Origin of the sequence: Microcystis sp. M079S1 (assembly GCF_020246425.1) — a bacterium.
GTDB classification, from domain to species: Bacteria; Cyanobacteriota; Cyanobacteriia; order Cyanobacteriales; family Microcystaceae; genus Microcystis; species Microcystis aeruginosa.
Map to the genome: position 1 here is coordinate 1 of NZ_JADBSZ010000138.1, position 5,069 is coordinate 5,069.

Sequence of the window (5,069 nt, forward strand, 5' to 3'; positions counted from 1 at the left end):
CGGAGAATATCTATTACAACTATCGCAAGCTTTTCCCAATGAATTACATATTTTACAAGTAGATAACGCTCCTGCACATATGGCGGTACACTTAGAAATTCCCGACAATATTATCTGGTTTTATCAACCTTCTTGTTGTCCCGAAGTTAACCCCGCAACAGAGAGTTTGGCTTTACCTGAAAAATTCTCTGGCATGGGAAACTTTTGAATTGGCGTTCTCATGATTTCCCTGGAGATATTTTAAGGGAGTAAATAAAGTGGGTGTTAAGTATTGAGTTAATTCTTCTACCATTTGAGGAATTTCTAAGACTGGCGACTGACATTGACGGCGTAAGTCGGGATTCCTCTCTTTTTTCGGTCGTTGCTTAGAGCGCGTTTTCACTGACTCACCTCTGACTTCTCCGCCTTATTTTACCATTTTTTACTTCCTTCCTCTTGGATGATCAGCTACTCTTTATAATTAAGCCTCTTGCTTAAGTTGACACCAATGGTATGCGTTGCGCCCAAATGTAATATAGATATTTCTACAAAATTGATATCTACCCATTATTAACCCTATTGCTGAATAACTATTTTAGGCTGTAGGTAGTACTCATCTTCTATGACAACTATCTCACCAATGCCGAGAAATTGAGCCTCTAAAGACTCCACAGCAACCATAGAACCGATCCTAACATTTGTATCGGTTAGATTAATTTTTCTGCCGTGAAACCAATCGATAATTCTCTCTGATATTAAATAAATCCAGTCTAGATGAGCCAAGGCAATGCGAGGCGAAATTAACCCCTCGGAATTAGCCATTAAAGCTTCGAGATTAATACTATCGGCTAATTGAAAACCACAGCTTTCTGTGCGAGTTAAACTGGCTAAAGTACCACCGACAGCTAACACCTTCCCCAAATCTCTGGCCAGGGAACGAATATAAGTCCCCGATCCACAGTGAATATCTAGCTCTATTTGCGGAAATTCGCCCTCTAACCAGTCTAAAACCTTAATTTGGTCAATTTTGACCTGACGAGGCTCCACTGCGATTATTTCCCCTTTGCGAGCCAATTCGTAGAGACGGCGACCATCCTTTTGAATAGCACTATACATCGGCGGAATCTGGGCGATCTTGCCGATAAATTCCGCTAAATGGGGCTTAACTGTCTCTAAAGTTAAATCGGGACAGGGACAAGCAGCGATCGCTTTTCCCGTAATATCATCGGTATCAGTGGTGAGTCCTAACTGGATTTTTGCCCGATAAGCCTTATTTTCGGGTAAATAGGCCAGTAATCGGGTGGCAGCCCCGACGGCGATCGGTAAAACTCCCGTAGCCATAGGATCTAAAGTTCCCCCATGGCCGACTCGTTTACTCTTAAGAATTTTTCGTACTTTAGCCACGCAATCGTGAGAAGTCCAATCGGGGGGTTTATTGAGATTTAAAAAGCCAAACATGATGAATTATGAAGTGGGGTGTGGGGTGTGGGGTGTGGGGTGTGGGGTGTGGGGTTGGGGGAGAAGGGATAATAAATAAAAGCTGTCTCCTGTCTCGGAGTCTCCTGACTTGAAAGAGGGTGTAGGGTGTGGGGTGTGGGGTGTAGGGAAGGAAACCTCTTTCATCTGTGGGGGTGAAAATTTTTTCATCGGGACTGACTCGGAGAATACTGACGACCGACGGTTAGAAGCTAATATTATATAATTGCATAACTTCGCTTAAAGGTAAACGGGAACGAACACCGATAGAAAGGTCAGAAAAATGACCAAGATCATAATGATCAACGGCAGCGCGAGCAATCATAGCGGCGTTATCGGTACAGAGTTTAAGCGGCGGAAAATAGACGGTTAAATGATGATTTTTGGCGGCAGTTTCCAGATGATTTCTTAAGGCACTATTGGCCGCCACTCCTCCCCCGATTGTGATAGTTTTTAAGTCATAATCTAAGGCACAATTGATTGTCCGACGGGTTAAACTTCTGGCTACCGTATCTTGAAAACTAGCGGCTATATCAGCTACAGGTAAATTATCTGGCTCGAATTTCTCTACTAAGCGCAAAACAGCAGTTTTTAAACCACTAAAACTGGAATCGTAGGCATGAAAACCGCCAGTTGGTAAAGATATTTTACCTTCAGGCAAGGGAAAAGCTTGGGGATTACCATCTTTGGCCATGCGATCGATTATCGGACCACCTGGATAACTTAAGTTTAATAATCGTGCCACTTTATCAAAAGCTTCTCCGGCTGCATCATCTCTAGTAGTTCCTAATTGTTGATATTTACCGCAGGCCTGCACATGGATTAAACTGGTATGACCCCCAGAGACTAAAAGAGATAAAAAAGGAGGTTTAAGATCGGGTTCAGCTAGATAGGAAGCATAGATATGACCTTCGAGATGATGAATGCCGATAAAGGGTTTATCCTGGACAATAGCCAGGGTTTTAGCTGCCGTCATTCCCACCATTAAAGCACCTACTAAACCAGGGGCAACTGTGGCGGCTATTCCATCAATTTCTGACCAATTTAACCCAGTTTCTTGCCAAGCTTTTTCTAGACAAAAATTAATGGTTTCTAGGTGTTGTCGGGAGGCCATTTCTGGCACAACACCGCCATAGAGACGATGGAGATCAATTTGAGAAGAAACCACACTACTCAGGACATGGTTATTGTTAACAATAGCCACAGCTGTTTCATCGCAACTGGTTTCGATCGCTAAGATAATTGTCATGAATTAATAAGTAATAGGACAAAATTAACTTCTTGGTTAGGATAGGCAAAAGGCAAAAGGCAAAAGGCAAAAGCTAGTTAGATATGTGTAATTAATTTTGCTTAGGTACTTAATTAAAGTTATCGTTCAGCAATTTCCATAGCCACCACCGCCGGGGGTTTCAATAATAAAAATATCACCAAGGTTCATTTCTACAGTCGCAGTACCGGGCAATTCTTCGATAGTTCCATCGTTTCTTTCCACGGCATTACGTCCTATTTTACCTGCTTTTCCTCCCGCCAGTCCAAAGGGGGGAATCAGGCGATTACCCGATAAAATATTGGCGGTCATAGCCTCTTGAAATTTAATCCTTCTAATCACACCATCACCTCCAGAATATTGTCCCTTACCGCCACTATCGGGGCGAATGCTAAAACTTTCTACTAACACAGGATAGCGCATTTCTAATACTTCTGGATCGGTGAGACGGGAATTAGTCATCTGGGTTTGTACCGCAGCGGTTCCCGCAAAATTTGCCCCCGCACCAGAACCGCCACAAATAGTCTCATAATATTGATATTCTTGATTGCCAAAAGTGAAATTATTCATCGTCCCTTGGCTGGCTGCTTGAATGCCTAAAGCACCGTATAAAGCATTAACTATTGCCTGGGAAGTTTCTACATTTCCTGCTACTACGGCCGCTGGATAAACGGGATTAAGAAAACAGCCAGACGGGATAATTAAATGGAGGGGTTTGAAACAGCCAGCATTTAAAGGGATTGCCTCCTCCACAAGGGTACGAAAAACGTATAAAACCGCCGCTCTTGTCACTGCTAGGGGTGCATTAAAATTATTATTTAACTGGTCAGATGTGCCAGTAAAATCGATGGTTGCTTGACAATTATCAATATCTATGCTAATTCTGACCTTGATGACAGCACCGTTATCCAGATAATAAGTAAATTCACCATCTTTCAGGACAGATATAGCTTTTCTAACCGCTAATTCCGCATTATCTTGAACGAACTGTTGATAGGCTTTAACCATAGCTAATCCGTAGCGCTCAACCATATTATGTAATTCTCTTTCCCCCTTGGCATTAGCGGCTATTTGTGCCTGAAAATCGGCAATGTTTTGGGCGATATTGCGAGCGGGAAAAGGACTATTAGTTAAGTGATTAATTAATTCTTGTTCCCGAAACTGTCCCGCCGCTACCAGCAAAAAATTATCGAATAAAATTCCTTCTTCGCTAATATGGACAGAGTGGGGAGGCATAGAACCGGGGGTAATTCCACCGATATCGGCTTGATGTCCCCGGGAGGCAAGATAAAATAATATTTCCTGATTTTGTCGGTCAAAAATAGGACTAATTACTGTGACATCTGGCAGGTGAGTACCGCCATTATAAGGATTATTAGCCAGATAAACATTTCCGGGACGAATCGTCTCCCCTTTATCCTGAATTAAGCTTTTAACACTATCGGCCATAGAGCCTAAATGGACAGGGATATGAGGAGCATTGGCGATTAAATTTCCCACCTGATCAAAGATAGCACAGGAGAAGTCTAGGCGCTCTTTAATATTGACACTTGCTGCCGTATTTTGGAGAGTAATCCCCATTTCTTCGGCAATAAATTGATAGAGATTTTTAAAGATTTCTAGATAAATAGGATCGGCAATGGTAGTTATTTCTGTGCGGTGAGAATTGAGAGGGGACATAGAAAAGTTATAGATTGGGGACTTGATCAGTTATCAGTGATTAAGTAAGGTCTGCTGAATAAATCTAAAAACCTTGTTGGATAAGACTTTTGGACTTTTTTCCCCTCAAAAAGTGCCAGCCATTGCGGGGATCGGGGGGAAAATTCCGGGACTTTTTCCCTGAAAATTAGGTACTTGACCACCTGAAAATCGATAAAACCCCACACCCCACACCCTGCCACCACCGAAAAGCTTTTTCAGCAAGCCCTAAGTAGGTAGGTGTTAAAAATTGTCAGCTCCCTCCGCCTATCGGCACCCCCCTGATCAAGGGGGACAGGGCAGGGTAGTTTCATAAAAGTAAGGCAAAAATTGTGTCAATTTGATTAGCCCATAAACGCCGAGCTTGGGGAACTGTCCGAAACCCTCCACGGCGAACCAAGGTAATCAACCAACTAAATAGGGTTTGCGGCAAAAAGTTTGTTGGTGGGGTTAGGAGTCAGGAGTCTCCGAGTCAGGAGCCGGTCGTTTCAGGCTTTGTTGCCCTCTTTTTTTTGTACCAGTTTATGTACTAAAAGAAGGATAATGCCAGGTTTTTGAAGGTCTTAATCCTATTTTCGCAGCATGAACATCGGATTTTAACAGGTCAAAAGCCTTATTTTAAAAGGGTTTTACCATTATTCAGCAAGCC

At 42.7% G+C, this 5,069-nt stretch carries 5 protein-coding genes and 1 pseudogene; 1 reads left to right on the forward strand and 5 read right to left on the reverse strand.

The window, feature by feature from the left end:
- A pseudogene (locus IM456_RS09035) lies at window positions 1–206 on the forward strand (IS630-like element ISMae27 family transposase); the annotation flags it as partial.
- Here the strand turns inward: IM456_RS09035 and IM456_RS09040 are convergent.
- The 5 genes from IM456_RS09040 to IM456_RS09060 all read right to left on the reverse strand — a co-directional run bounded on the left by IM456_RS09040 (window position 173) and on the right by IM456_RS09060 (window position 4,623).
- On the reverse strand, window positions 173–382 hold the full coding sequence (locus IM456_RS09040) for a hypothetical protein (protein ID WP_172970592.1): 210 nt from the start codon (window positions 380–382) through the stop codon (window positions 173–175). The pseudogene IM456_RS09035 and the gene IM456_RS09040 sit on opposite strands and share 34 nt — an antisense overlap.
- 173 nt (window positions 383–555) lie before the next feature.
- Window positions 556–1,437, reverse strand: a complete 882-nt coding sequence (gene truB / locus IM456_RS09045) for a tRNA pseudouridine(55) synthase TruB (protein ID WP_149988792.1) — start codon at window positions 1,435–1,437, stop codon at window positions 556–558.
- Between the two features lie 223 nt (window positions 1,438–1,660).
- The gene (gene tsaD / locus IM456_RS09050) at window positions 1,661–2,704 is read right to left on the reverse strand and encodes a tRNA (adenosine(37)-N6)-threonylcarbamoyltransferase complex transferase subunit TsaD (RefSeq protein ID WP_287691620.1); all 1,044 of its coding nucleotides are present in this window, start codon (window positions 2,702–2,704) and stop codon (window positions 1,661–1,663) included.
- Window positions 2,705–2,830: 126 nt separating this feature from the next.
- Window positions 2,831–4,402: a hydantoinase B/oxoprolinase family protein gene (locus IM456_RS09055; protein WP_149986884.1), complete on the reverse strand. Its 1,572-nt coding sequence runs from the start codon at window positions 4,400–4,402 to the stop codon at window positions 2,831–2,833.
- Between the two features lie 26 nt (window positions 4,403–4,428).
- On the reverse strand, window positions 4,429–4,623 hold the full coding sequence (locus tag IM456_RS09060; protein WP_306342189.1) for a hypothetical protein: 195 nt from the start codon (window positions 4,621–4,623) through the stop codon (window positions 4,429–4,431).
- Between the last annotated feature and the right edge of the window lie 446 nt (window positions 4,624–5,069).